General features: G+C 40.3%; 32 protein-coding genes. All 32 read right to left on the bottom strand.

Annotated elements, in window-relative coordinates; all coding sequences use genetic code 11:
- Nucleotides 1-43: 43 nt before the first annotated feature.
- On the bottom strand, nt 44-538 hold the full coding sequence (locus tag QEZ38_RS04555) for a PTS sugar transporter subunit IIB (protein WP_070460178.1): 495 nt from the start codon (nt 536-538) through the stop codon (nt 44-46).
- A gap of 14 nt (nt 539-552) precedes the next feature.
- The gene (locus QEZ38_RS04560; protein ID WP_214262372.1) at nt 553-990 is read right to left on the bottom strand and encodes a PTS sugar transporter subunit IIA; all 438 of its coding nucleotides are present in this window, start codon (nt 988-990) and stop codon (nt 553-555) included.
- A gap of 140 nt (nt 991-1130) precedes the next feature.
- Nucleotides 1131-2429 carry an extracellular solute-binding protein gene (locus QEZ38_RS04565; RefSeq protein ID WP_248034686.1) on the bottom strand — a complete coding sequence of 433 codons (1299 nt, stop codon included), beginning with the start codon at nt 2427-2429 and terminating at the stop codon, nt 1131-1133.
- Nucleotides 2426-3109, bottom strand: a complete 684-nt coding sequence (locus tag QEZ38_RS04570; RefSeq protein ID WP_006147185.1) for a response regulator transcription factor — start codon at nt 3107-3109, stop codon at nt 2426-2428. The genes QEZ38_RS04565 and QEZ38_RS04570 overlap by 4 nt, the downstream gene beginning before the upstream one ends.
- A gap of 6 nt (nt 3110-3115) precedes the next feature.
- Nucleotides 3116-4432 (bottom strand): sensor histidine kinase, encoded by a 1317-nt coding sequence (locus QEZ38_RS04575; RefSeq protein WP_001224944.1) that lies wholly within the window; start codon nt 4430-4432, stop codon nt 3116-3118.
- Complete coding sequence (locus QEZ38_RS04580; RefSeq protein ID WP_248034687.1) at nt 4432-5415, bottom strand: substrate-binding domain-containing protein; 984 nt, start codon at nt 5413-5415, stop codon at nt 4432-4434. Before QEZ38_RS04580 ends, QEZ38_RS04575 begins: the two co-directional genes overlap by 1 nt.
- A 188-nt stretch (nt 5416-5603) precedes the next feature.
- A complete protein-coding gene (locus tag QEZ38_RS04585) occupies nt 5604-5999 on the bottom strand; it encodes a single-stranded DNA-binding protein (RefSeq protein WP_000282453.1) in 396 nt (131 codons plus the stop codon).
- A gap of 74 nt (nt 6000-6073) precedes the next feature.
- Nucleotides 6074-6835 (bottom strand): SDR family NAD(P)-dependent oxidoreductase, encoded by a 762-nt coding sequence (locus QEZ38_RS04590; protein ID WP_248034688.1) that lies wholly within the window; start codon nt 6833-6835, stop codon nt 6074-6076.
- Between the two features lie 29 nt (nt 6836-6864).
- Nucleotides 6865-7491 (bottom strand): YtpR family tRNA-binding protein, encoded by a 627-nt coding sequence (gene ytpR, locus QEZ38_RS04595; RefSeq protein ID WP_248034689.1) that lies wholly within the window; start codon nt 7489-7491, stop codon nt 6865-6867.
- A 13-nt stretch (nt 7492-7504) separates the two neighbouring features.
- Nucleotides 7505-7822: a thioredoxin family protein gene (locus QEZ38_RS04600; RefSeq protein WP_248034690.1), complete on the bottom strand. Its 318-nt coding sequence runs from the start codon at nt 7820-7822 to the stop codon at nt 7505-7507.
- Nucleotides 7819-8109 carry a DUF4651 domain-containing protein gene (locus QEZ38_RS04605; RefSeq protein ID WP_248034691.1) on the bottom strand — a complete coding sequence of 97 codons (291 nt, stop codon included), beginning with the start codon at nt 8107-8109 and terminating at the stop codon, nt 7819-7821. The genes QEZ38_RS04600 and QEZ38_RS04605 overlap by 4 nt, the downstream gene beginning before the upstream one ends.
- A 75-nt stretch (nt 8110-8184) precedes the next feature.
- Nucleotides 8185-8439, bottom strand: coding sequence for a DUF1912 family protein (locus tag QEZ38_RS04610; protein WP_248034692.1), 255 nt, complete (start codon nt 8437-8439; stop codon nt 8185-8187).
- A gap of 9 nt (nt 8440-8448) precedes the next feature.
- Nucleotides 8449-9783 carry a DUF438 domain-containing protein gene (locus tag QEZ38_RS04615; RefSeq protein WP_281335170.1) on the bottom strand — a complete coding sequence of 445 codons (1335 nt, stop codon included), beginning with the start codon at nt 9781-9783 and terminating at the stop codon, nt 8449-8451.
- Entirely contained in the window at nt 9783-10016 is a 234-nt protein-coding gene (locus tag QEZ38_RS04620) for a DUF1858 domain-containing protein (RefSeq protein WP_000368732.1), read from the bottom strand. The genes QEZ38_RS04615 and QEZ38_RS04620 overlap by 1 nt, the downstream gene beginning before the upstream one ends.
- Nucleotides 10017-10338: 322 nt before the next feature.
- Nucleotides 10339-10521, bottom strand: a complete 183-nt coding sequence (locus QEZ38_RS04625) for a hypothetical protein (RefSeq protein ID WP_075230637.1) — start codon at nt 10519-10521, stop codon at nt 10339-10341.
- Between the two features lies 1 nt (nt 10522).
- A complete protein-coding gene (locus QEZ38_RS04630) occupies nt 10523-11302 on the bottom strand; it encodes a hypothetical protein (RefSeq protein WP_281335171.1) in 780 nt (259 codons plus the stop codon).
- Between the two features lie 157 nt (nt 11303-11459).
- A complete protein-coding gene (rbfA, locus tag QEZ38_RS04635; protein ID WP_001273602.1) occupies nt 11460-11810 on the bottom strand; it encodes a 30S ribosome-binding factor RbfA in 351 nt (116 codons plus the stop codon).
- 251 nt (nt 11811-12061) lie between these two features.
- Nucleotides 12062-14863: a translation initiation factor IF-2 gene (infB, locus tag QEZ38_RS04640; protein WP_281335172.1), complete on the bottom strand. Its 2802-nt coding sequence runs from the start codon at nt 14861-14863 to the stop codon at nt 12062-12064.
- 16 nt (nt 14864-14879) lie between these two features.
- Nucleotides 14880-15179, bottom strand: a complete 300-nt coding sequence (locus QEZ38_RS04645; RefSeq protein ID WP_001041390.1) for a YlxQ-related RNA-binding protein — start codon at nt 15177-15179, stop codon at nt 14880-14882.
- Nucleotides 15172-15465 carry an RNase P modulator RnpM gene (rnpM, locus tag QEZ38_RS04650; RefSeq protein ID WP_000857560.1) on the bottom strand — a complete coding sequence of 98 codons (294 nt, stop codon included), beginning with the start codon at nt 15463-15465 and terminating at the stop codon, nt 15172-15174. Before rnpM ends, QEZ38_RS04645 begins: the two co-directional genes overlap by 8 nt.
- A 21-nt stretch (nt 15466-15486) precedes the next feature.
- Nucleotides 15487-16623, bottom strand: a complete 1137-nt coding sequence (gene nusA / locus QEZ38_RS04655; RefSeq protein WP_261074122.1) for a transcription termination factor NusA — start codon at nt 16621-16623, stop codon at nt 15487-15489.
- Between the two features lie 43 nt (nt 16624-16666).
- Nucleotides 16667-17146 (bottom strand): ribosome maturation factor RimP, encoded by a 480-nt coding sequence (gene rimP, locus QEZ38_RS04660; RefSeq protein WP_080977204.1) that lies wholly within the window; start codon nt 17144-17146, stop codon nt 16667-16669.
- 126 nt (nt 17147-17272) lie between these two features.
- Complete coding sequence (gene trmB / locus QEZ38_RS04665; protein ID WP_049504281.1) at nt 17273-17908, bottom strand: tRNA (guanosine(46)-N7)-methyltransferase TrmB; 636 nt, start codon at nt 17906-17908, stop codon at nt 17273-17275.
- Nucleotides 17905-18699, bottom strand: a complete 795-nt coding sequence (gene ccrZ / locus QEZ38_RS04670; protein ID WP_000362994.1) for a cell cycle regulator CcrZ — start codon at nt 18697-18699, stop codon at nt 17905-17907. Before ccrZ ends, trmB begins: the two co-directional genes overlap by 4 nt.
- A gap of 161 nt (nt 18700-18860) precedes the next feature.
- Nucleotides 18861-19472 carry a CPBP family intramembrane glutamic endopeptidase gene (locus tag QEZ38_RS04675; RefSeq protein ID WP_153225106.1) on the bottom strand — a complete coding sequence of 204 codons (612 nt, stop codon included), beginning with the start codon at nt 19470-19472 and terminating at the stop codon, nt 18861-18863.
- Between the two features lie 29 nt (nt 19473-19501).
- Entirely contained in the window at nt 19502-19750 is a 249-nt protein-coding gene (gene blpZ, locus QEZ38_RS04680; protein ID WP_153225107.1) for an immunity protein BlpZ, read from the bottom strand.
- A gap of 41 nt (nt 19751-19791) precedes the next feature.
- Entirely contained in the window at nt 19792-20481 is a 690-nt protein-coding gene (locus QEZ38_RS04685) for a CPBP family intramembrane glutamic endopeptidase (protein WP_281335173.1), read from the bottom strand.
- Nucleotides 20482-20801: 320 nt separating this feature from the next.
- On the bottom strand, nt 20802-21113 hold the full coding sequence (locus tag QEZ38_RS04690; protein WP_281335174.1) for a role in replication: 312 nt from the start codon (nt 21111-21113) through the stop codon (nt 20802-20804).
- Nucleotides 21114-21828: 715 nt separating this feature from the next.
- Nucleotides 21829-22233, bottom strand: coding sequence for an immunity protein (locus tag QEZ38_RS04695; protein ID WP_281335175.1), 405 nt, complete (start codon nt 22231-22233; stop codon nt 21829-21831).
- Nucleotides 22230-22382: a hypothetical protein gene (locus QEZ38_RS04700; RefSeq protein ID WP_049527004.1), complete on the bottom strand. Its 153-nt coding sequence runs from the start codon at nt 22380-22382 to the stop codon at nt 22230-22232. The genes QEZ38_RS04695 and QEZ38_RS04700 overlap by 4 nt, the downstream gene beginning before the upstream one ends.
- A gap of 193 nt (nt 22383-22575) precedes the next feature.
- On the bottom strand, nt 22576-22932 hold the full coding sequence (locus tag QEZ38_RS04705; RefSeq protein WP_281335176.1) for a hypothetical protein: 357 nt from the start codon (nt 22930-22932) through the stop codon (nt 22576-22578).
- 101 nt (nt 22933-23033) lie between these two features.
- A complete protein-coding gene (locus QEZ38_RS04710) occupies nt 23034-24383 on the bottom strand; it encodes a sensor histidine kinase (RefSeq protein ID WP_281335177.1) in 1350 nt (449 codons plus the stop codon).
- Between the last annotated feature and the right edge of the window lie 8 nt (nt 24384-24391).

Raw genomic sequence — 24391 nt, forward strand, 5'->3', positions numbered from 1 at the left:
TTTGTTTGTAAATTTATTTACCTAACTAATAAAACTGTTAGGTTTAAAAACCAAATTTAGATTTGAAATCATCCCAGTAACCAATTGAAACATCCGGCAACAATTGGAATTTCACCTTATATCCTGCTGCTTGAATAGCCTGAAAGGCTTCTGCTTCTTCCTGGGTGATGGATTGGTTATTGCCCAATTTCACTGCACCAGGTCTATCATTTGCAGGGCCAACGATGATTTCTCTGACATCACCTGGGACAAAACCTTGATCCACCAAAATTTCCTTCATATCGATTGGGTTTTTGGTAATCAAGAAGTACCGACTGTCAGATTCCGTTACTTTTGCTGACTTTTCTTTAAAGGCTTCTTTTGTCCATACAAAGGTTTTCTTGTCTGATGCGCCTTTGTAAGCTTGGATCAAAACCTTGTTTGATGCTGCTGCATCGTTTACGGCAATCAAACCATCACATGGTTTTTCTTTTGCCCAGCGTGTGACTGTTTGACCGTGAATCATGCGGTCATCAATCCGTACAAATGTTACTACCATAAGGTACCTCCCTATTAAATATCGTCATCATCTTCTTCAGCACTAGTGGCTGAAACTTCAAAAGGTTGTAGTGCAGATTGTGCTTCTGATAAGATAGTTGCTGACAAATCGTCTCCATCCAACACATCCTTCATCACAACTGCTGTCAGGGCCATGGTCAGGTTCATCCCACCAAGGATCAAAGCTCCATCTAGCTTTCCAGCTTCTTCTAGGACAGTAGCTGCCGTGGTTAATGGACTACCACCTACAATGTCTGCCAAGACCAGCACAGAATCATCTGCTGTCAATTCTGAAATGCTCTCTCTAAAATCAACTGCAAAGTCATCGACCGATTTTCCTTCCTTAAGTCCAACTGCGATGACCTGATTCATCTTGTCACCAGCAAACATAGCTAGCGATGTTTTTAGTCCTTCTGCTAATCCACCATGACTGACTAAAATGAGATATTTCATTTTTCTACACCTCCTTTATTTGACTCTATTGTAGAACATTTGGAAGCGCTTTTACATTGTCAAATGTCACATGATAAACATGACATTTAGCAACAAAAAAATGACATCTGTCACTTGACACAATGTCATCTTATTTTTCTTTAAACTCCTACCTGAAGACTACTTTCAATTTCCCTCTGAATTTGAGGCAAGCGGTTCTCGACATCTTGATCGCGCAAAGCATTGCCAATCAAGTAGTCCAGCTTTTCCAACATTTCTTTAGAGACATTCTTGGGACTACTTTCAACAGCTTGTTCCATGATACGATTCAAGGTCTGATTGGTCAAGGAATCCGTGCCAAAATCATCTACCTGTAAAAGATCTTTACTAGACTGACTTTGGACCACCTGTGGCATAACGGAAATCCCTTGAGATTGATCAAAGAGGAGTTGTTGAATTTCTGGATCTTCTGTCAACACTTGCATCAATTCCCAAGCTAACTTGGAATGAGGGGTCCGAGCAGACATGGCAAAAGAAGTCGTCGTAACCAAAGTCGCCTTGGTAGTTTTTGACTTAGCAGGCATAGGGATACAGGTCCAGGTGAAGTTTGAATATTTTGAAACATGGTAAGGATAAGGTTTATAGGTTCTATATTGAGCCAAAGTCATGGGATAAAAAGCGACTTTCCCCTGGTCAAAATCTTTGGAACTCACCTTATAGTTCTTATTCAACTCTTCCAATTTTTGTAAAAAAGTCAAAGACTCTTTGACTTCTGGAGCCGTAAGTTTGAGCATCCCTCCTTGAAAGAGACTACCCCCATTTGCTGCCAAAGCTTCTTTCCAGGTATATTCTGTACTCCCAAACTGATCCAATTGACCATCTCCATTGGTATCTTTGGTTAGTTTTTTACAAATTGTATGGAACTCTTCCAAACTCCAACCTTCCTTGGGAACCTCAATGCCTTCTTTGTCCAGCAAATCTTTATTGACACACATCAAAATAGGATTACTTTCATAAGGTAAGGCATAGGATTGCCCCTGATAGACACCTGATTCAAATGCAACAGGATAAAAAGCAGCTTGGTCTTCTTGATTCATATAGCCATTTAACTTTTCTAGAACGCCACGTGCCGCCAATAAGGACAGATCTTGCTCAGAGACCATGAACACATCCGGCGTCTTTCCTGAAACAATTTTTTCTGAGAGCCAGTCTGAATAATCCGACTGTGGAATCCCATTTTCATATTCCACACGGACATTAGGATGGGACTTTTCAAATTTTTGAATCGCAAGATCCAAAGCATGGGAGCGTTGACTGGTCGGTACATCCCAACTAGATCCTGCATAAACGCCTATATGGAGCACGATTGGTTGTTGTTTCCACCAATAAAAACCAGTACTCAAAGAGAGCACAAAAAGGAGAACGATTCCCCAACAAAGATGCTTTCGGTTTAATTTCATTCCGTATTTCCTTTTGAAAAATCGCGTCTAGTCACTCCTGTTTGAACTGACCAAATTGCTAATTGCGTTCGATCTCTTAGGTTTAATTTCGCCAAAATCGTTGATAGGTAATTGCGCACAGTTCCTTCTGACAAGAAAAGTTTGGCAGCAATTTCTTTGTTTGACTCGCCATAGCCGACTTCTTGAATAATTCGCCATTCTGTCGTGCTCAAATCCTTGACGTTGTCCTCATCCACAGCAATAGAGAAATTCGATTTGGCCATTTGAGAGAAGATCTGAAAGACCTTGCTTGCGATATTGGGATTGATCATAGCTCCACCCTGATGCACCACCTTAATAGCCTCATAGAGCTCTTCTGTCGAGGCTCCCTTTAAGAGATATCCTGAAGCACCATACTTGAGTGCACTATAGATAAATTCATCATCGTCAAAAGTTGTTAAAATAATAATTTTGATATCCGGATAGTGTTCTTTTACTTCTTTTGTAGCCAAAACCCCATCCATGCCTGGCATCCGAATATCCATCAGGATCAGATCCGGATGCGTCTGTGGAATGCTGGACAAGACATGATTCCCATCTTCCACTGTAGCTACCACTTCGATGTCGGAGTGAGCCGACAAAATAATTTTCAAAGATTCTCGAATCAAGGCTTGGTCATCTGCCACCATTACTTTTATCACCATATCTTATCTCCCTTCTTTATATTTTGGTAAACTGACACGTGTGAAAAATCCATCGCGACTTTCAAATTGAAGCTGGCCTCCTAGAATTGAAATACGCTCCATCATCTGTTTGAGTCCATAACCATAAGTTAAGGTTTCAAACCCAACTCCATTATCTTGCAAAGCGATCAAATAATTCTCTTTATCCTCAAAAAAATGGAGTTTTAGTTGGCTGGCGTGACCGTGGCGAACCGCATTGGTCATAGACTCTTGAATCACACGAAAGATCGTATCTTCAATCATGACATCCATATCGACATCTACCCATTCATAGTTTAGATCAACTTGTAAGTTGGAAAGAATTTGATACTCGCGGATGGTCTTTTCTAAAGCATCTTTGAGAGTTCGTCCCTCAAGTGCTCCCGGACGAAGACGATTAAGAGAACCTCTCACATCTTGGATTCCTTCACGGACCACTTCTGATACGTTTTTCACCTGCTCTTTTGCCCGATTTGGATCGATATCGATCAAGACCCCAACAGCATCTAAACCTGCTGAGATGCCTGTTAGTGCGTGCCCCAGAGTATCATGAATCTCACGAGCAATCCGCTTACGCTCCCGATCCTCTGCAATCTTCTCAGACAAGGCCATATAATTGTTCAACTCCGTATTAACCTTGGACACCATAGCCAATTCTTCCTCTACTTCGTGGTTTTCCGCAAGGACGTTCATAATATAAAACAAAAGTGAAATAATGAAGAGTACCATATTCGAGGCATAAAGGGAATTCTTTAAGAAAAAGGCCAAAATGCGGATAGATTCAGGATAAAAATGAATATAGACATCTAAGGACGGAATCGGGAAGAAAAGTGAAAAGACATCTGAATTTGTCACAAGGAGCATCAAAAAGCTCACTAGGATAAAGGCAAACCAATACTTCCGATCTCTCTTGGTATTCAACTCTTTGGAACCATAGAAGATATCCGCAAAAACCAAGAGAATGAGCCCGTTATAAGCTACATTTTGAACCCACATCAGAAGCAGCATCAGGAGAATCTCCAGAATATTCCTCTTATCAAAAATAGACCATCGACTCGTTTGAGGCAGATATCGACTCATCGATATCAAAGCAATCCCAGCAAACAAAACTGCAGACAACCAAAAAGTCGTAGATGGAGCAAAGGGAATACGCTCTAGGCGCTCTAATAATAGAGAAGCTTGGCGTTGAGCAATGATATAGTTGGTTGCTTGAAGATAGATGATACTGTTTAGCATAACAGCGATAAAATTGACGACCATAAGAATGGCCAAACTGTATCGGACACCTCTAAACTTTCTCATTACTGCCACCCATTCACATCAAACTGATCAATGTTTTCCTTTGTCATCATTTCAACTGGAATGCTCACCTCTTTGGTATAGCTCTTCCCTTCAGCAATATCTTGAATGATCTCCATCACGCGATCTCCCATCTTCAAAGGAGACTGAGCAACGGTTCCCACAACATCATCCGTCGAGTGCAACAAAGATTTCATATCTGGTGAACCATCGATTCCATAAATCGCAATGGGGTAAGTTATTCCTTGCTCCTTAATTGCAGCCAGAGCTCCTATAGCTGAGCGGTCATTTAAGGCAACCAAGGTATCAATTTCAACCCCTGATTGTAAAAAATTCTGGACGGCCGGCATGGCGATTTCCGTTTGCCCCTTGGTTTCTAGTTCCGAGACAATCTGATAAGAACTGTGCCCCTCTATAGTGTCTTTAAAGCCCTGAATCCTCGTATCTGCTGAAACAGTCCCCTTATGTTCCAAAAGGAGGACCCGAGCACTAGAAGAACGTTTCATCAACTCTTTAGCAATCAATACTCCCGCTTGGTAATTATCGGATACAATACTTGCATCCGGCTTAAAATTCTTCAGTTGGGTATCGACCGCAATGATTTTAATTCCTTGTTTTCTAGCTTTTTCAAGAGCAGTTAAAATTGACTGGCTATCCCCCTTGACCGGATTGATCACTATCATATCAACTTTTTGAGCACAAAAATCATCAATCTGTTGGCTCTGTCTTTCTTCGTCCAATTCTGGATCTCGGACATAAACAAGAGCTCCTCTTTCATCGGCAATTCGACTAATTTCCGAATGAATACTTTTATAGAACCCATTGTTCATGGTCATATAGGTGACACCAATTTTAGTCTGATCCTTGATGCCACTTGTTTGACAACGGCCGAAAACCCATAAGAGAACACAGACCACTGGAATCAGCAGTAATAGACGCTTTATCAGCCATTTCAACAATTCTATTTTCTCTTTATTTTTCGTCAAATTTCATTCCTTTTCTGAAAATTTTGAATATATATTACTTTATTCTACTACTTTTTCAAAAAAAGTGCTTGATTTTATTGTACAAGTGCATTTATTTGACCTATTTAAGAATTAATTTCCGAACAATAGCACAAAAACAATAGAAAAAGCTGGTCTATAGGCGAACCAGCTCTTCTATTTGATTGATATTAAAATGGAAGTTCCTCTTCTTCCAAGACCAAATCTGCTAAGTCTTGTCCTGCATTATTTTCACGCATAGCACGTTGGGCACGGCTTTCTAAGAGTTGGAAACCTGTACAGAGAACTTCTGTTACATAGTTGGTCTGGCCATTCTTCTCAAACTTACGGGTACGAAGTTCCCCATCCACAGAAATGAGACTACCCTTGCTTCCATAACTAGCCAAGGTTTCAGCCAATTTTCCCCAGACCACAATATTGATGAAGTCTGCTTCACGTTCCCCATTTTGATCTTTATAACGGCGATTCACTGCGATAGTTGCTCGTGCAACAGACTTATCATTGTTGGTTTTGTGCAACTCTGGTGTAGACGTCAAACGTCCGATCATAATAACTTTATTATACATTTTTTCATCCTCCTACTTATCTATTCGAAGGTAAAAGAAAAAAGTTACAAAATTTGTAACTTTTTTAAATAATGTTAATCTCTGTGAATCATAAATCCAGTTGCTTGTTGATTGGCCATGATGGTCATATCTGTAATTTGCACACGACGTGGTTGACTGGTCACATAAACAACGGCATCAGCGATGTCTTGTGCTTGCAAGGCTTCGAGCCCCTGATAGACCGTCGCAGCCCGTGCCTCATCTCCATGGAAACGGACTTTTGAAAAATCAGTCTCTACAATACCAGGCTGAATGGTTGTCACCTTGATATCAGTCGCAATGGTATCAATCCGTAGTCCATCTGAAAAGGTTTTGACTGCAGCCTTGGTTGCTGAATAGACTGCTGCACCAGCGTAAGCGTAAATACCTGCGGTTGAACCCATATTAATGATATGGCCTTGATTTGCAGTCACCATAGAAGGCAAGAGACAACGAGTAACAGCCATCAGGCCCTTGACATTGGTATCCAGCATGGTCAGCATATCCCACTCTTCATAATCCTGATAGAGAGCTAAGCCTAAAGCAAGTCCAGCGTTATTGACCAATATATCAATCTGACCCACAGTTTTTAGAATATCTGAACAGACAGTCTTAACCATGCGCATATCCGTAACATCTAAAGGAAAGGTCCAAACTTTTTGATTTGGAAAGGTTGCCGCAAACTCGTTTTTTAGGACTTCGAGTCTTTCTGTTCGACGTCCCGTAAGAACGATATTCTCACCTTTTTCTAGATAGGCACGCGCAATAGCTTCACCAATACCTGATGTTGCACCTGTTATCACAACATTTTTTGCCATCTTACTTTCTCCTATCTAACTTAACAAATTTAAGCTGTCCAGTGTTTTGCTGGGTCAAATGGAGTTCCAACAACTTGGTCTTCGGACAATTCAATGACACCACGTTTTTGTGGAGCATTTGGCAAATGCAATTCACGAGGACTACACATCATGCCAAAACTCTTTTCACCACGAAGTTCCCCTGGGAAAATGAGATTGCCTTTTGGCATCATAGCTCCTGGAAGAGCTACAATGGTTTTCAAACCAAGACGCGCATTTGGAGCACCTGCCACGATTTGTACTGTTTTGTCATTCCCAACAGCAACTTGACAGATATTGAGGTGGTCACTATCTGGATGCGCAACCATTTCTACAATTTCTCCAACCACAAATTTTGGTTCCTTGTCGTTGATGATTGCTTCAGTAAATCCTTCTTTTTGCAATTCTTGGTTCAAACGTGCTACTTGCTCGTCAGTTAAAAAGATCTGTCCACGATTCTCAATCTCAAATAAGCTAGAAATCTCAAAAATATTCCAAGCGACAGTTTCACCAGTTTCCTTTAGGAATACACGTGCCACATTGCCTTTCCGTTCAACATCTAGTTTGGCATCGCCACTGTTTTTCACGATGACCATAAGGACATCACCGACATATTCTTTGTTATATGTAAAAATCATTCTTTCTTTTCTCCTATTTTAATTCTGCTAAAAAGTCATTTATTTGTGCCTTGGTTTTACGGTCACGATTAACAAAGCGTCCAATCTCCTTGTCCTTATCTAAGACAATTAGACTTGGAATCCCGTATACATCCCATAGTTTTGCAAGTTCCATGTACTCATCTCGGTCTACTCGTATAAAGATAAACTCTGGATTGGTCTCTTCAATCTCTGGCAGAGCTGGATAGATATAGCGACAATCGCCACACCAATCCGCAACAAAAAGGAAGACCTTCTTGCCATCCTGCTCTACTAGATTTGCTAATTCTTCTATACTCTTAGGAGAAATCATAAGACTTCCTCCTCGTAGATGAGATCTTCATCTTCGTAGACAAAGGTATAGTGACGACCATCTTCAAAAATAACACCTCCGACCAAGCGATTCATATCACTTTCGTAAAGCTGTACGTAAAGAGTTGCAATAACTCCCATTTTTGAGAATTCCTCTCGGACTCTACTAGTTAATTCTTCTTGACTTGCCATTAGTTTGTGATCATCAGCTATTTTCTTTGCTCCAAAAGCAAGAGCTCCGAGTCCTATTAAGGCAAGACCTGTCTTAAAAATATTTTTCGTTTTCATGCTAACATTGTAACACAAAAAGGCTCAAGGAACAATGAAAAAGGGAGTCCCACTCCCCTTTCTAATCTCTAAAAATTAATAATTTCTCTCGCCAAACAAACCTTCTGGTAAATCATGGAATTCCTTACCTGCCTTGAAGTTTTCAAATTTACCTAGTAAGAACTGGTAGGCATCCAAGCGACTCTCGTAGCGAATCATGGCATCTTTAGCGCGCTCATCTTGATCTTCTTCATAGACCTTTTGGCTTTCCTTGAGCGCCATATCATTAATCATGATTTGGGTATTAACCCAGGCTTCAAATTCCTTCATAAATTCTTGTTCGTAACTCATTGTCTCTCCTTATTCTATTTCGCGATAGTAATCTGTATCAATCTCACGGTATGGTTGAATGTCCTGAACGTATTCTAGGACTCCTTGAAATTCCCCTGTCTCATCATGAACAGCTGCGTAAGTGACATGGACAAACTTTCCACGTGATTCTGACTTGAACCACATCTCGTACTTGTCTTTTTTTCCCTCACGAAGACCTTGCATAATCGCTTTGACTTTCTCCAAATATTTTGGTGGATGGCATAGTTCGACATTTCGTCCAACCTGAGACGGTGTTCGCTTGAAAATCATTTCATCCGCTGGAGTATTGTCATTATAATACTGGAAAATATCATCCTTATTAACAAAGGTAATCTCCATAGGCAGGTGGTTGAGGATAAGATTCGCCTGTTCAACTGAAAGATAGCCATTTCCAAAAGCCTGCTGACTATTTCGGTCCATCACTGCTTCCTTTTCCTTAGGTGTAAAGGTGATAGTAAACTGACCCTCTGGCGTATCAATCACTTGTTGAACCTGTCCATCTACAGTTTCTGACTGACTTGCTTCTTCTACACTTTTCTTCTCAACAAAGCTTTTACGTTCAGGAACCCATTTTTCAGATGGCCGGATAATGGCATAGCCATAAGCATCACTTTCCTCGGCAATCTGAATCCAGTCATCCTGGGTGAAGGATTCGAGCAGAATCATGAGGAGGATGGACTCTTCCTTGAAAATCATACTCTCAAATTCAGTCGCAAAAGCCTCAAAATCTGCCTTTACAATACTAATGGATGCTTCTGGTAGTGACCTAACTGTCCCCAAGGCTTTTTGATAGAGTTCCCTAATCTGGTCATCGACTCCCCACATGACTTTTGGAGGCGAATCATGTCCATAACGCTCCATGATAGGAAAGAAGAGTTCTTCCTTGCGCTGGTAGTGGATGTCAAATTGTCCCAAAAGCCCCATTTGACGGACCAAACCCTTGCGCATCTCTGCAAGCATTTCCTCGTCTTCCATAGACTCATATGTGTCTAACAATCTTCGAACACGAATCAAGGCAGCACGGAGGGCTAGATTTTCATCCTTAAAGACTCGCACAGGATGACCTGGATGCTCTGTATCTTCAACTTCGACACCCTTAACAGCATTCTTAAAGAGATTGGCATGAACATCACAGAGCTCCATGACATCTTCAAAGGTAACGCCTGAGTCCGAGTTCATCAACTCGTGCTCCATAAGTGAAATCTCAATAGCAGATACACCTGTAAAGGTCGCATCAAATCGTTCCTGAACGGACTCCGGAGAGGCTCCATTATGCAATTCTAATAAAATATCCCGCAGGATATGAATACGTTCATCTGTCATTAGTCTAACCCGATCACTTCGTAACCATTTGCTTCAAGTGTGCGCACAATCTTATCCATAGGAGTTCCCTCCAGTTTAGACCCCTGTTTGAGCGATACTTTTCGCCCTACAGTATTACGCATCAAAGGATTTGCAAGAGGTTTAAAACCGAGTTCTACTAGGATATCTAAAACTTCTGGATGCTTGTCCACAACTTCCGCAACAGGAATAGATACATCAATGATATTGTCCATCATAACCTCCATCATATTCTCTAACAGTTTTTTTCTTTTTTATTATACCACAAGGGCAAAGATTAAAAAACTAGCAGTAGAAGACTTGCTAGTTTATTTCGTATAATTTCATTATTTCTAATTATATAGACTTTTCCTAGTAAAACCTCAAAGTCTTATCCTTACCATGATCATCAGAGAAGTTTGAAAAACCAATCTATGATCTTGAAAAGAATCTTATAGAACAGTAATTGGAAGGCGAAAGAGATTAGGAACCAGAGTATTTTTATCAGACCAACAATTGGTGTTATAAAAAGAAGAGTAAAGAACCTCCAAAAAGATTTCATTCTTTATCCTCCGGCTTCATCAACCAAGTAGCTGTATCCATAAGCTTATCTACAAGAAATAATTTTCCTAAGCCAACTACTATATTTTCATCTTTCTTCATGGTTTCTGCGACTTTTATAGCCTGAGTTGTAAGAAAATAATTACCGTATGTTTTAGCCAATATTTTAATGATACCCATTTCATTCACCTTCTATGATTTCCGCTTCCTTTCGGATTGTTTCTATATCTTCTTGATATTGCTCCTCATCATAGTTAACTAATTTGGAGAGCTCTTTTTGCAATCTCTCTCCCATGGGTTTCATAGTCGCAAAGGTTAAGCCACCTGATAGGACTCCACCTAAGATCGGAATAACTTTTCCCATCCCCTTAACCAATCCTCCCTTAGTCAGATTCACTCCAAAGATTTTCAGAACTTTTTCCAAAATTGGATACCAAAGAGTCTTTGTCAAAGCCTTTTTATTTACAATTTTCATCACTTGCTTAGCAACTGTAACACCTCCAGAACGAAGTAGAGCGCCCGCACCATTTACTCCCAACATCACTCCCAGATAGAGCAAGAGGGTATTTTTAGCTTCTTCGCTCAGCTCATTTCGCGAAGTCCAGAGATCATCATAGCCGTAAATATAGCCTAGCTCCTGGGCTAGTTTTAATGAAAATGCGTAAAATTGGGCTACATCTGTCGGAATGGTAACTGCCATGGCAATACCTCCAGGCAAACCTGCCAAAACAGATGTCCCACTTGCCAGTAAAACATTATCTTTAATACAGGCATTGGCCACTCGATCTAAGGTTTCCTGAGATAATAAAGCTGTCGGCCCTTCTTCCAATAATCTTGGAATATCCTTTGAAGCCACATCCTTAGAGAATTTGTCCATTAAAAATTTTGACCGGTTCACTTTGACGACAGGAAGTTTTACTACCTGTTGCAACACTTGCATCGCCACGTCTTCTTTAGCCATCTCTATCTCCATTTTTCATTCATATCAAGCTTTATCTTATCATATTTATGGAATAAATGATATTTTCAAGATTTATTTTCTTGATTTCTGCTTATATAATCTGAATAGACAATGACCGACTTATAGCCACAAAAAAGAGGGTTGCCCCTCTTTCTACTTAGTTTTTATCCAGATTGCGTAGCATCTCGTCAATCTTGTTTCCATATTCGATGGATTCGTCTTTGACGAAAGTTAAGTCTGGAATTTTGTACAATTTCAAATTGCGACCCAGTTCACGTTTGATAGTACCAGTTGCTTTTTCAAGTCCGACTTGAGCTTTTTGATTATCTGAAGCCAGGTTACTCAAAATAGTGTAGTAGACCTTAGCAACAGACAAGTCACCTAGCATCTGAACATCAGTGATGGTCACACCTTGGACACGCGGATCACGGACTTTCTTTTGCAAAATCTCATTGACTTCGCGCTTGATCTCCATGCCCACACGATCCGTACGGAAATGATTTGCCATGCTTTTTTCCTTTCTCTCAATTGAACCAAAAGCTAGGCCAGCAGACCTAGCTTTTTTTAAACTTATTGATTTTCAATTCAAATTGAAACGAAGTGCAATTTGAACTCATCCGCTTCTTTCGCCGTGGTGAAAGTGCTAGAACTGATAAATCAGTTCTAGCACAGGGGATTTTTGAGACTCTAGGCTCAAAAATAAGCAATGAAACCATGGGTTTGCTTGCGTCCCTCACCACCTGAGAAAGGAGCAAAAAATTATCTCTTGATTTCTTCCATGATGTAGGCTTCAATCACATCATCCATCTTAAGATCATTGTAGCCGTCAATCATGAGACCACCTTCACGGCCGTTTGTAACTTCTTTAACGTCATCTTTATAGTGTTTCAAGCTAGCTAGAGCGCCATCGTAAATAACAACACCATCACGGATAACACGGACTTTAGAGTCACGGGTAACTTTACCGCTGGTAACCATGAATCCTCCGATTGTTCCCACTTTAGATACCTTGAAGGTTTCTCGGATGATCGCTTCACCAATAACTTTTTCTTTAAATTCTGGGTCAAGCATCCCTTTCATGGCTTCTTCCATCTCTTCGATAACCTTGTAAATGATGCTGTGGAGACGGATTTCTACATCGTCAGCTTCTGCTTGTTGACGAGCTTGTGGTGTAGGACGCACATTGAAACCAACGATAAAGGCATTTGAAGCCTCGGCAAGAGTCACGTCAGATTCATTGATAGCACCAACTGCTGAGTGAACAATGGTTACTTTAACGCCTTCCACATCAATCTTTTGAAGTGAAGCAGAAAGTGCTTCAACAGAACCTTGTACGTCTGCCTTGATAATGACGTTAACTGACTTGAGTTCACCAGCTTTAAGGGTATCAAAGAGATTTTCAAGGCTGACACGTTGTGTAGCTTGACGTTGCTTCATAAGAGCACGTTTAGCACGTTCTTCACCAGCTGCACGAGCAGATTTTTCATCTTCGTAAACAGCAAAGTGGTCACCCGCCATTGGCGCTTCGTTCAAACCAGTGATCGATACTGGTGTTGATGGGCCTGCAACCTTAACACGACGTCCAAGGTCGTTGGTCATGGCACGAACACGTCCGAAAGTATTTCCGACAACGATTGGATCTTGAACGTTCAAAGTACCTTGTTGGACAAGGAGGGTCGCAACTGCACCTTTTCCTTTATCCAAACGAGCTTCAATAACAGTACCAATGGCACGAACTGTTGGATCTGCTTTGAGTTCTTGGATTTCAGCCACAAGTAGAACAGTTTCCAAAAGTTCATCGATGTTTTGGTTGAACTTGGCTGATATTTCTACAAACTCAGAATCTCCACCCCAAGCTGTTGACATAACACCATGTTCAGCCAATTCACCGATCACACGTTCTGGGTTGGCACCTGGTTTATCAATCTTGTTGATGGCTACGATGATTGGAACATTAGCTGCTTTTGAGTGGTTGATGGCTTCGATAGTCTGTGGCATAACCCCATCATCTGCCGCTACGACCAAGATAGTAATATCGGTAACAGAAGCACCTCGCGCACGCATAGATGTAAAGGCCGCGTGTCCTGGTGTATCAAGGAAGGTAATCTTCTTGCCATTTTCAACGATTTGGTAGGCACCGATATGCTGAGTGATACCACCGGCTTCACCTGTCGCAACACGAGAGTTACGAAGGGTATCTAGGAGTGTTGTCTTACCATGGTCAACGTGTCCCATGATAGTTACAACTGGTGGACGCTCAACCAATTCATCTTCATTGAGATAACCATCTTCGACAAAGAAACGTTCGATGTCGGCATTATCCACTTCAACTTTTTGTTTGGCTTCGATACCATAATCCACCATGAGGAGTTCAATTGTTTCCCCATCCAAGGATTGGTTTTGTGTGGCCATGACACCCATCATGAAAAGTTTCTTAACGATTTCAGCTGGTTCACGTTTGATACGTTTTGCGATTTCCGCAACGGTCATACCATCTGTATATTCAAATTCTGTTGGCAATTCATGGAATTTACGCTCTGTAACAGGTTTTGGAGCCTGATTGCGGTTGTTCTTGTTATTGCCTTTTTTGTTCTTTTTGTTGTTATTCCAGTTACTATTCTTTTGATTTCTCACTTGATTTTGACTACTTCGATTCTTTTGTTGTTTTCTAGGACCATCTTCTTCGTGATCATAATCGTCACGATTTTTGTCTGGTCGAGCTTGTTTTTTACGACGTGTATCCACTGCAGGTTCTGTTTTCTCAGGGACGACTTCAACCACTGCTTGAACTTGCTGTGCTTGTTGCGCTTGTTCAGCTAACTTAGCCACTTCTTCAAAGATTTCCTCTGGCTCCTTGCGTTTGTTTGCTTGGGCCAAGGCTTCTTTGGCAGCCTGAGTCTGTTTGAAACGTTCCTCACTTGAACGTGCGTACTCTGCATTTTGTTCTGCTTTTAGGGCTGCTGCACGGGCTTTAAAGTCAATACGTGGAGCCGATTGATTTGGACGTTTGTCCTCTTGTTGACGGCGATCGTTTCCACGATTTTGCTGGCCTTGCTGTTTCTTAGCTTGGTCATTAAAGCGACGATTGTCGCGATTACCTTGACCTTGTTTTCCACCATTACGGCCGTCGTTTTTCTGACGGTTTCCGTTTTGTTGTTGGTCACGGTTATTGCCTTTATTTTGCTTGCGTCGTTCTGCCTGCTCTTTGGCACGGGCTTCACGCTCAGCCTTAAAATTACGACTTTGCGGTTTAGCTACTACTTTTTCTGCCTTCGGAGCAACTGGCTCAGCCGTTTTTGCCTCTTCCTTAGCTACAGCTGATTTAGCTGGCTCAGATTTTTCGGCTTTCTTTTCTGCACTTGCTTTTGGTGCTGCAGGTTTTGCTTCTTCTTTCGGAGCAGCTGCAGGCTTAAAGCTGGCAGCGATTTTTGCAGCGACAGCTTCTTCCACACTTGATGAGTGGCTTTTCACATCCAAGCCCAACTCTTTTGCACGCGCTACAACTTCTTTACTTTCTTTTCCAAGTTCTTTTGCGATTTCGTACAATCTTTTCTTAGACAAATCATGTCCTCCTCTTCTATTCCATAAGAGACCTCATTTTCTTTGTAAATCCAGCATCTGTCACAGCCAAAACCTTTCTCGATTTCCCGACTGCTATGCTTAATTCCAGTGTTGAAAACACGGTTACAATTTCTACTTGATAATAATGACTTTTATCTTGAATCTTCTTGGTTAGATTGGGTCCAGCATCATGGGCTAGAAAGACCAACTTGGCCTTGCCGTCTTGAATGGCCTTGACTACCAATTCTTCACCCGATATGATCCGCCCTGCTCGCTGAGCAAGTCCCAAGAGATTGCTTATCTTTTGCTTATTCAAGTCCTAACTCTCTTCTTTTCACTTTGTGATCCACATAAGCGATCAACTCGTCATAAAAGCTTTCTTCAACTTCCATATTAAAGCTGCGGTTAAAGACCTTCTTTTTTTTCGCCTCTAGGGCTTCTGCATTGTCTAGCTTGATATAAGCGCCGCGGCCATTGGCCTTGCCTGTCGGATCGATAAAGACTTGTCCTTCCTTGTTCTTGACAATGCGGAGCAAATCACGCTTATCAATCACTTCATTAGAGACAACAGACTTGCGCAAAGGGATTTTTCTTGTTTTCATCTTTCCCTCCTCTAGCAGCTTTTATTCTTCTACAGTATCGTTTTCTGCTTCCAACTCTACTGAAGCAGCATCTTCCATGGCTTCAAATTCGCTAGCAGACTTGATATCGATACGGTAACCAGTCAAGTGAGCTGCCAAGCGAACGTTTTGCCCACGACGACCGATTGCAAGAGAAAGCTTGTTATCAGGAACAACCACCAAGGCACGTTTGCTGTCGTTTTCGTCAAAGATAACTTGATCAACTTCAGCAGGAGCGATGGCATTGTAGATAAATTCAGCTGGATCTGCTACCCACTCGATAACGTCGATGTTTTCTTCGATTGGCACCATACGGTCACTCTTGGCATCGTAGCGAGCTGGGTGGAACTTGCTAGTAATCTTCTTGATATTAGCACCACCACGTCCAACGATTGTACCGATAGCGTCCACGTTTGGATTATGGCTACGAACTGCAACCTTCGTACGGTCACCAGCTTCACGAGCTACGCTCATGATTTCAACCGTTCCGTCATAAACTTCTGGAATTTCTTGCTCCATCAAGCGTTTGATCATTTCTGGATGGCTACGGCTAACAAAGACATTGACACCGCGAGGGTTGTCTTCAACCTTGTAGACATAAACTTCGATACGATCATGAGAAGCAAAAACTTCTCCAGGAATTTGGTCTTGTTTTGACAATTGGGCTTCGATGCTGCCGAGGTTGACATAGATAAAGCGGTTGTCAAAGCGTTCTACTGTACCAGACATGATTTCTTGCTCATGTTCTTTGTAAGTATTGTAAGTGATGGCACGTGTTTGCTTGCGCATTTTTTCCATGATGGTTTGTTTGGCAGATTGAGCTGCTACACGACCAAACTCAGCAGGTGCTTCTTCAAACTTGATCTTGTCACCAAGCTCGTAGGCTGAATTAATGGCAAGAGCATCTTTCAAGCTGATTTCCAAACGGCTATCAAAGACTTCATCCACAACTTCACGAACAGTATAGACTGTGAAATCACCTGTTTTTTCATTGAAATCAATAGCTACGCTGTCTGATTGACCATAGCGTCTGCGATAAGCGGAACGAAGCGACTCTACTACTGCGTCGATGATGTCTTCTTTTTTGATTCCCTTGTCTTCTTCCAAAATGCGGAAGGCCTCTAGCATTTCTTTACTCATGTTTTCTTCACTTTTGAATCCTCAAAAGCTATCCTTTCTTTTTCTATAATTTTACTGCTAAACGTGCTTTTGATACTAAACTGTATGGAATTTGGACCGTTTTCTTACGCGTCTTGTCCATATATTCCATGATCAACTCGTCCTCTTCGAAGGCCAACAAGGTTCCTTCAAAGACCTTTTGCTTATCGATGGCTTGGTAGAGCCCGACATGGATGTATTTCCCAACCGCTCCAGCGACGGCATCCTTGGTTTTTAAAGGACGTTCCAAGCCTGGACTGGTGATTTCTAGGAAATATTGTTCTGGGAAGGGATCTGGCTTGATGGTGTCTAGGACAGGACTGATAATTTCTGTCAAGTCTGCCGTGTCGTTCAAGGTAATTCCTTCAGGTTTATCTACAAAAATACTGAGAATCATGTCACTGCCAATCTTTCCATACTCGATATCCACGAGTTCGAAAGGCGCTTCTATGACAGGTTCTACAACTTCTCTGACTAATTCTACGATTGTTGCGATTGCGTCCACCTCCTCATAAGCAAGAGGCGAAGATATTTCCCCGCCTCACTTTCTCATATTCTTACTTACAGTATAGCACTTTTGACCACTTATGTAAAGTATAAGCACTCAGAAGGCTTGATTTTAAGCTTTTTCTTAAAATTCTGCCTCAACTCGATAGATGACCTGACCCTTACTTGAGAATTTTTCTTCATATTCAGTCATGACATTGCCTTCAAAGTCGCTGGCGTGCAAGTCCAACCAAACTCCATTGAGCTTCATGCCATATTGAGAAAAACTCACTAGGCTATATTCAAACAAGCCACGGTTATCCGTTTTGAAATGAATCTCACCGTGTTCAGGCAAGATACGCTTGAAGGTATCCAAGAAACTCTTATAGGTTAGACGACGTTTTTCATGGCGCTTTTTAGGCCACGGATCTGAAAAGTTCAGGTACAAGCGATCAATCTCACCATCTTCAAAGTAGTCGGTCAAATCAGAACCATCAACCCACAACAACTTGATATTGGGTACAGCAACTTCCAAGACCTTGTCCAAGGCATAACTCAAAACAGACTTTTGAATATCAATCCCGATATAGTTGATATTAGGGTTTTGCTTGGCCATACCTGTCACAAAAGCACCCTTACCACTACCAACCTCAACATGGATAGGATTGTCATTTCCAAATAAATCTCGCCATTTCCCTTTGGCTTCTAAAGGATTTAAGACAACATACTGAGGATTAGCCTCTAGTAATTCTGTTGCCCCTTTACGATTTCTAACTCTCATCTCTTCTTTCCATACTTGTCACGGAAGATGCGCAAGGCATAGATCTCCCGATTGACATTTTCTAGATCTTCATTTGTATAATATTTGGCAATCTGGCTCAAGAAGGATAACTGAGCATACCAAAATAGTTTGTTGATGACTGTTTGGTTGTATTTGTAACCGTAATAAGTCAACCACTCTTTCCACTGATAGTCTGGAATATAGTGACATAGCATATGCGCTACATCAAACATGCGATCCGTTAAACGAACGGAATCCCAATCCACTAAATAAACAAGACCGCTCTCTGTCTCAATCCAATTACTATGTCGTACATCTCCATGAACGATCGTTGCATAATCTTCCCTAAAGTTTGGCAAACTTCCTCGCAAATCCTCTACTACCATTCTTAGATATTGATTGTTCTTCAAGGATTCTGGAGCATCTTTTAACCAAGCCTGAAGCAAGTCAAAAGGTGTTTCTAAAGAATAGCCCAAACGAGTCAATTGCGTCATCAAAGGACGCGAACGATGCAAGCGGCTCAAAATATTGATAATCTGCTTGCGATTCATATCATAAGGGGTCAAAATTTTACCATTCAACCATTCTTGGGCACACATATCACGCCCATCCGATAAACGGCGAGTCCATAATAATTGAGGAGCGATTTGTTCCTTGGCTAAACCAGGTAGGATTGGAGAGGTGTTCATTTTAATAAAGACGCGCTTCCCATCAGGGTAGCTTCCCATATAAGCTTTTCCGCTTTTCCCAGGTATAGGGGTCAGCGTTAGCTCAATATCACCCAAGTCCATTTCTTTCCTCCGTATAAAGTTTCCTTACTATTCTACTAGTTTTTAGGCTATTCGTCAACCAGTCCAGACCTGATTCTCAAATAAAAGCCTCTGGGGTGGTTTGGATTATCATTATAGAAAGAAAAAGGTAAGCACAATCTCCTACTTACCTTTCATGATTTTTATAAATAAAATAAGAGTGGCCAACTGTTGTAAAACATATGGACTAGAGTAGAAACCCATAGATTTTGGCTCTTTTTATAAGCAAAGCCCAGTAACAAGCCCCCAAGTAGATAAAAAATAAACGAAGGGACATTAGAAGGTCCATGCATGAAAGAAAAAAGAGAGGAAGTTAGCACAAGCCCTAACCAAGAATTTTCAAAAACCGCACCTTGAAGAAGTCCTCTGAAAATGAGTTCCTCCTGGATGGGTCCAAAAACTGAGGTAGTCAAAATCAAAGACAGAGAAATTCCTCTGCTGACTTCCTCCAAGTGTTGAACTCCTGCGCCAGAAGAAACAGCGAAGAAATGAATATAAACTAGCGTCTCAAGCACACTTAGAAGAAAGATTGCAATGAAAAGCAAAAGTTGTTTCTTGCTTAACATCCCAAAAGAAATCATTTCAAACTTTCTAGCATAAGCAACACTCAGCGAGGTTACTAGAAAACTTACAATAATCAATGCAGATTCATTTTGAAAAAAATCCCCATGGTTAATCGTATAAGGAACTGTAATTACGATTATTAGTACTAAAAATCCAAAACAAAAGGCATGAAATTTATCAAAAAACTCCATAAAATTATCCTCCCCACCAAACAGACTTCCTACAAGTCATCCTTTAGTGCTAGTCTTTCCAAAACAAACCATTTGAGTAACCAAAATCCGACCACATAACCAGCCCCTAAGAAGATAGCCATTAAAGATAGCATGGGATTTAGGAAATAAAAGACCACCACAGATACAAAGGTTAGCACAAAAACATTAAAGGCAATGGTGTCAGAAGCCAAATCTAGAATATAGGGTGTCAACCAGTCTAAGGTTTTTGAATCTAGGAAAAATAAGTGTTTATACATGATGAACTCCTCTATGGCTGAAAAGCAAGCCTTTTGTTTTTTTACCCCAAGACCCTATGTAGAAAAGTGAGCAAAAATGGTAAGTTTGCGATGATATTATTAACAATATGAATCGTGTAAGAAGGATAGATAGTCTTGGTATAGCGTGTCAAACCACCAAATATACATCCAACTGCTGTATAAACCAGGATGTCTAGTAGACTAGGAAAACTTGAAAAATGGGGTAAGGCGAACAAAACCGACGGAAATAGAATATCCAGTCCCCATCTTGAATTCTTAAAGAAGGCATGTTGAAGTAGCCCCCTACATACCAATTCTTCCATCAGAGGTCCTAGTACTATTAAGGTTAGGTAAACTCCAAACTCTGCAAAATTGGTCTCACTATAGGCAATAAACAAATTCCAACCTTCGTTTGTCCCCTGAACGTGTTTAGCTGTCAGATAGTTAAAGCAGATAAGCACGACAGCTGCTAACACCGTCAGAACAGAATAGCTCAACCACTTTTTCCTAGGGATACAAAAGAGATAAGCATGACCCGACCTGATTAAAATCCAAACCATCAGGCCTATAAAGAGAAGACTGATGATGTTTCGGATCCAGATGACATTTCCTACCCAAGACGAGAACTCCCAATAATTTCTCCAAAATTGGGTTGTCCAAAACAATCCGAAAAACAAAAATAAATAAGAAAGGATTGCACTCGTTTTGAAAAGAATAGAATATTTTTTCATAGAAGCTCCTTCGTAGCTTTGCTATCGTAACTGCCACCAATTATCATTTATACTCTTCGAAAATCAAATTCAAACCACGTCAGCGTCGCCTTACCGTACTCAAGTACAGCTTGCGGCTAGCTTCCTAGTTTGCTCTTTGATTTTCATTGAGTATTAATCCTCTATCATTCAGTCTCGGTAGCTATCACCATAACTTTGATAAGCCAATACATCTACCCTTGTGTACTTTTGTTGCTGTTAAAAACTTTATATTTTTCATCATCTAGGTAGTCAATTCTTTTCAAAATGATAGACCATCATCCTTTTTCTACCTAATCATTTTATAAAACTTGATAGTCTCGATGAAAAGCCTTGGCAGATACCACTCTATGATTTGTGAGGTCAAGATAATCTCCTGGATAGCCAAGGACATACATACTATAACCAGCAAAACCTCCTCCTGCTGTTCCGACTAGCCCGATTTTGAGATTGGTTACAAGAGAAGACTGAAGTCCTACCATTAAAATTCGGACATGATTGTCTAGCCATACTATGTAATTCTTTTGAAAGGCGTCTTCTACCCAACTTGGTTTCGGAGTATCTTTACCAATTTCCCAAACTTCTACTATTTGATTTTTATATTTTGCTTGCATCTTTTTAATCTTTCTTTTAAGATTCTCACAGGTTTTTTATGTTCTTCTTTCCTGGTCTATGTTTTAGCAGACTATAGATCGTAACAGGGGTACTTACCAGTACAAGGACATTTCTCCAGAGTTCTGTTGAAATCATGAGTACTCTTATACAAAGAACAAGAGATAGCAATATTATTACAACTCGGGCAAATAAATCTAACAATTCGACATACTTTTTCATCTGATTCCTCCATTTAGAATCATCAAAATAAGGATGCAAGAATTTTGCATTTTACAGATGATCCTTAGCAGATATTATTTTAAAATCATCCATCTGATTTTGATGATCCATTCTAGACCTATAAAACTTCTATGTTCAAGATTCAAAGTGGCTTTTTCTCCATTTTTTATTGAACTGAACGAAGATAAAAACCGAAGCAAAGTATGCTAGTGCATCCAATACATAATACCACTCATTTCCTCTAAGCGGATAAAGACAAGTTTGCATGATTACATATAAGATGACAATCGTAATTATTTTTTTCGCCATAAGAATCACTCCTTTATTTCAGTTTAGCATTGGTATCCTTGTAACTTTTACACACTCAGTATAGCACTGCTTTTTTAGGTTTTGCATCCAAATCTTAAACGGTCGTCAAAAACTCTTAAATTACAAGAACTTCTCTTAAAAAAACCAGCAGTCTGAAAACACTGCCTGTAAGTTCTTTTTGTGAGCTCACTTTTTATAATACTTCAAGCCCCAAATGAGCAGCAGCATGATGATTAAGCAGAGAACAGAAGTAATATAACCAATCAGTTGTTGATAGGATTCTGCCGCCGTCATACCTCTATACAAACCGATAATAGACATAAAACCTGTCAATCCGATGAACATGAGTTGATTGGTTCTAGGATTGACCAACTCATCATCTTCAAACTTTCTCACTCTCATTTCTCTAGTGAGGTAAACAATCACCAAAATAGAAGCCAAGTTAACAACCACTAAAAGCAATTGAAAAACTAAGGAAAAATGTAAAAACTGACGAGAGAGAAATAAATAAGTAGAGATCAGTACAGGAAACTGACCTAGGAACAATCTCGCAAGGAAGATGTTCCGTTTTTTAGCAAGAATAGTTTTCATTTCTTTGCTCCTTTCTTTTTCATTAAAGCAAAATAGATTATAACTGCAATCAGATAGGCTATGGTATAAAATAAATGATACCAATTACTATCCCCAAGAGGAGACATGATTAGATACAAGATGAAAATGACAAGTATTTTTTTCTTCATAAAATTTCCTCCTAAATGTGTGCTTTATCTTAGTTGAGTTACAACCTTTATACTGCTAGTATAGCACTCCTTTTGACCTTAATTCTCCCAAATCATGAATGGTCATCAAAACCTCCTAAATTGTAGAAAAAAAAGCAAGCACGGAAAATATGCTTGCCCTAATAACACCTAACAAATCAAAATGTACTTAACTTTACTTCCCTTTTTTCTGATACATTCTCATGATAGCTAGGACGAGAAAGGCTAGCCAGCTTGCTAAAACTAGAAGGGTGAGGCCTGTATGTAAGATTTCAGGTGTCCTCTCTATTCGGCTGATGAGACGGACTAAGGACACCACTGCCATCTGAATGAGGAGCAAGGATTCTGCCCTAATCAATGATGTCTGCTGATTTTCAACTGCATGTAAAAAGGCTGGCAGTAAGACACAGGTTGAAACAATTATAATCAGATTAGCTCCTGTACCTTCTCCTTCGTTGACTAGAGAAAACATGAGAAGATTGGATAGGATGATCAGTACAGAACAAGCTATAAAATAAAATTTCTGGTTCATTTGTTTTTCCTCGAATATTATAAAAAGTCAGGTTGGATAAGGATAAATCGTTGCAGTGTTTTTCAACCTAAAATGCCACGGTTCTCTTGTTCACACATTCTCTAATCAGAAGTTGACAGCAAATGAACCGCCAAAACCTGACGAAAGACTTGATCTTGACAGGTGGTATTGAGACTGGCATTGGGATAACTTTCCACAATCTTCATGACGGTATAGAGACCAACACCTCGGTCCTCCCCTTTAGAACTAACTCCAAAAGAGAAGATTTCAGAAACATCTATACCCTCTTCTTTGATGGAGTTTTCAATGATAAAGGTCTCCTGTGCGCCATTTTTTATAAAGGCGATTGAGACATGAGGTTGACTAGCCTCTGCACTAGCTTCAATAGCATTGTCACAAAGGATAGACACAATAGTCAGAAAATCAAGCAGACTCATACTCTCGACTTGAATCTCTTCAGGAACTTCGACATTAAAGACAATATCCTTTTCTCTGGCTTTTAGAAATTTCCCTGCTAGAAGACTTTTGAGGGCACGGTCACGAACATTTACCAATCTGCCTAGGTCATATTTATTGTCCCGCAATTTCTGAACGGAGTCCTTTAAGACCGAGTCGTAGACCTCTTTTACCTGTCCCATATCCTCCTCTTCAATGCCCAGACGTAAGCTAGTCAAGAGATTGGTATAATCATGACGAAAGCTCCGTACTTCCTTGTAAAGCTCCTCTATATGCAGACTATACCGCTCCATATCTTTGTAGCGCAAGTCCTGCTCTTGGTTCAGTTTTCCCTGAAGTTTTTCCTTCAAGTAGGTGTCCAATCTCTTGACAACCCCCATAAAAAAGAGCAAGTAAAACACCAGAATCAGATGGCGAATAGTCGTTGATTGAACACCTTGTACATATTCAAAATAAGACAGACTTTGCATCACCAAATAGTAAGCTCCCATTATCCAGTTAATCTTAGTCAGGGACTTTTGAAAATCTTTATCTAGAATCTCCCTTCTCAAGCTAGTGAAATCATAGTCTAACCATTTCAAAAAAGCTAGAGAAATAAAGCAAATAAAAATTTTTATAAATAACCAAATAAAAGAGTGGTCATCATACACCTGCCCTTGCTCCAAAAATGGAAGCACAAAATAGGAGACTCCTCTATAAAAGAGATTCACCAATATCATTGGAAAGAGACCATAAAAGAGAAGGAGTTTTTTAGGAAGCCCTCTTAAAAACAAGAAAGATAAACCGATGCCGTACAAGGGTTCCACAAAATAAGATAGGTAATTATTTCCTACTATATAGCTAATCATTACAAAAACAACTGCCAAAAGTATCTTAAAAAGAAAGGCCTTAAAAACTCTCTCCAGAGTTAGAACAATTCCATCCACCTTAAAAAATATAAACAATTCCAATCCAGGTATCAAAAACGCATATACTATCTTCCAAACTAATTCCATTCCATCAC

The organism is Streptococcus taonis (assembly GCF_029948085.1).
GTDB classification, from domain to species: Bacteria; Bacillota; Bacilli; order Lactobacillales; family Streptococcaceae; genus Streptococcus; species Streptococcus taonis.

Bases quoted from the DNA above. Each gene is read 5' to 3' on its own strand.
- QEZ38_RS04555 (WP_070460178.1), bottom strand. From the start codon at position 538: ATGGTAGTAACATTTGTACGGATTGATGACCGCATGATTCACGGTCAA.
- QEZ38_RS04560 (WP_214262372.1), bottom strand. From the start codon at position 990: ATGAAATATCTCATTTTAGTCAGTCATGGTGGATTAGCAGAAGGACTA.
- QEZ38_RS04565 (WP_248034686.1), bottom strand. From the start codon at position 2,429: ATGAAATTAAACCGAAAGCATCTTTGTTGGGGAATCGTTCTCCTTTTT.
- QEZ38_RS04575 (WP_001224944.1), bottom strand. From the start codon at position 4,432: ATGAGAAAGTTTAGAGGTGTCCGATACAGTTTGGCCATTCTTATGGTC.
- QEZ38_RS04585 (WP_000282453.1), bottom strand. From the start codon at position 5,999: ATGTATAATAAAGTTATTATGATCGGACGTTTGACGTCTACACCAGAG.
- QEZ38_RS04590 (WP_248034688.1), bottom strand. From the start codon at position 6,835: ATGGCAAAAAATGTTGTGATAACAGGTGCAACATCAGGTATTGGTGAA.
- ytpR (WP_248034689.1), bottom strand. From the start codon at position 7,491: ATGATTTTTACATATAACAAAGAATATGTCGGTGATGTCCTTATGGTC.
- QEZ38_RS04600 (WP_248034690.1), bottom strand. From the start codon at position 7,822: ATGATTTCTCCTAAGAGTATAGAAGAATTAGCAAATCTAGTAGAGCAG.
- QEZ38_RS04605 (WP_248034691.1), bottom strand. From the start codon at position 8,109: ATGAAAACGAAAAATATTTTTAAGACAGGTCTTGCCTTAATAGGACTC.
- QEZ38_RS04610 (WP_248034692.1), bottom strand. From the start codon at position 8,439: ATGAGTTACGAACAAGAATTTATGAAGGAATTTGAAGCCTGGGTTAAT.
- QEZ38_RS04615 (WP_281335170.1), bottom strand. From the start codon at position 9,783: ATGACAGATGAACGTATTCATATCCTGCGGGATATTTTATTAGAATTG.
- QEZ38_RS04620 (WP_000368732.1), bottom strand. From the start codon at position 10,016: ATGGACAATATCATTGATGTATCTATTCCTGTTGCGGAAGTTGTGGAC.
- QEZ38_RS04625 (WP_075230637.1), bottom strand. From the start codon at position 10,521: ATGGGTATCATTAAAATATTGGCTAAAACATACGGTAATTATTTTCTT.
- QEZ38_RS04630 (WP_281335171.1), bottom strand. From the start codon at position 11,302: ATGGCTAAAGAAGACGTGGCGATGCAAGTGTTGCAACAGGTAGTAAAA.
- rbfA (WP_001273602.1), bottom strand. From the start codon at position 11,810: ATGGCAAATCATTTCCGTACGGATCGTGTGGGCATGGAGATCAAGCGC.
- rnpM (WP_000857560.1), bottom strand. From the start codon at position 15,465: ATGAAAACAAGAAAAATCCCTTTGCGCAAGTCTGTTGTCTCTAATGAA.
- nusA (WP_261074122.1), bottom strand. From the start codon at position 16,623: ATGAGTAAAGAAATGCTAGAGGCCTTCCGCATTTTGGAAGAAGACAAG.
- trmB (WP_049504281.1), bottom strand. From the start codon at position 17,908: ATGAGAGTTAGAAATCGTAAAGGGGCAACAGAATTACTAGAGGCTAAT.
- ccrZ (WP_000362994.1), bottom strand. From the start codon at position 18,699: ATGGACTTGGGTGATATTGAGCTAACGCTGACCCCTATACCTGGGAAA.
- QEZ38_RS04675 (WP_153225106.1), bottom strand. From the start codon at position 19,472: ATGGAGTTTTTTGATAAATTTCATGCCTTTTGTTTTGGATTTTTAGTA.
- blpZ (WP_153225107.1), bottom strand. From the start codon at position 19,750: ATGTATAAACACTTATTTTTCCTAGATTCAAAAACCTTAGACTGGTTG.
- QEZ38_RS04685 (WP_281335173.1), bottom strand. From the start codon at position 20,481: ATGAAAAAATATTCTATTCTTTTCAAAACGAGTGCAATCCTTTCTTAT.
- QEZ38_RS04690 (WP_281335174.1), bottom strand. From the start codon at position 21,113: ATGCAAGCAAAATATAAAAATCAAATAGTAGAAGTTTGGGAAATTGGT.
- QEZ38_RS04695 (WP_281335175.1), bottom strand. From the start codon at position 22,233: ATGAAAACTATTCTTGCTAAAAAACGGAACATCTTCCTTGCGAGATTG.
- QEZ38_RS04700 (WP_049527004.1), bottom strand. From the start codon at position 22,382: ATGAAGAAAAAAATACTTGTCATTTTCATCTTGTATCTAATCATGTCT.
- QEZ38_RS04705 (WP_281335176.1), bottom strand. From the start codon at position 22,932: ATGAACCAGAAATTTTATTTTATAGCTTGTTCTGTACTGATCATCCTA.
- QEZ38_RS04710 (WP_281335177.1), bottom strand. From the start codon at position 24,383: ATGGAATTAGTTTGGAAGATAGTATATGCGTTTTTGATACCTGGATTG.